The organism is Marinifilum caeruleilacunae (genome assembly GCF_013141825.1).
Classification (GTDB): domain Bacteria; phylum Bacteroidota; class Bacteroidia; order Bacteroidales; family Marinifilaceae; genus Marinifilum; species Marinifilum caeruleilacunae.
Genome location: NZ_RZNH01000130.1, coordinates 1 through 618, shown reverse-complemented (window position 1 = coordinate 618; position 618 = coordinate 1). Strand labels below are relative to the sequence as shown.

The window sequence follows — 618 nt, the reverse complement described above, 5'->3', positions numbered from 1 at the left end:
TGCCTGCATCTAAAATAATCGTGCCACCTGCACAAGTTTCCTGGTCTGCGCCTAAATCAACCGTTGGGTTAGGATGTACTGTAATATTTACATCATCTCTTGCAGAACAACCATTCACATCAGTTACCACAACTGAATAGTTGCCTGAACTTGAAACTGTAATGGTTTGAGTCGTTGCTCCGTTTGACCACAAATATGTTGATCCTGCATTGCCTGCATCTAAACTAATCGTTCCACCTGCACATGTTTCCTGGTCTGCGCCAAGGTTCACAACAGGATTTGGATGAACAGTTACGTTCACATCATCACTTGCAGAACAGCCATTCACATCAGTTACCACCACTGAGTAGTTACCAGAAGTTGAAACGGTAATGGTTTGGGTTGTTGCGCCATTTGACCATAAATATGTTGATCCTGCATTGCCTGCATCTAAAATAATCGTGCCACCTGCACATGTTTCCTGGTCTGGGCCAAGGTTCACAACAGGATTCGGAAGAACTGTAACATTTACATCATCAGAAGCAGAACAACCATTTGTATCAGTTACCACCACTGAGTAGTTACCAGATGTTAACACGGTAATGGTCTGAGTTGTTACTCCGTTTGACCACAAGTAGG

The 618-nt window shown here is 43.4% G+C and carries 1 pseudogene; it reads right to left on the bottom strand.

The annotated features are described in order from the left end of the window. A pseudogene (locus ELS83_RS21765) lies at positions 1–618 on the bottom strand (hypothetical protein); the annotation flags it as partial.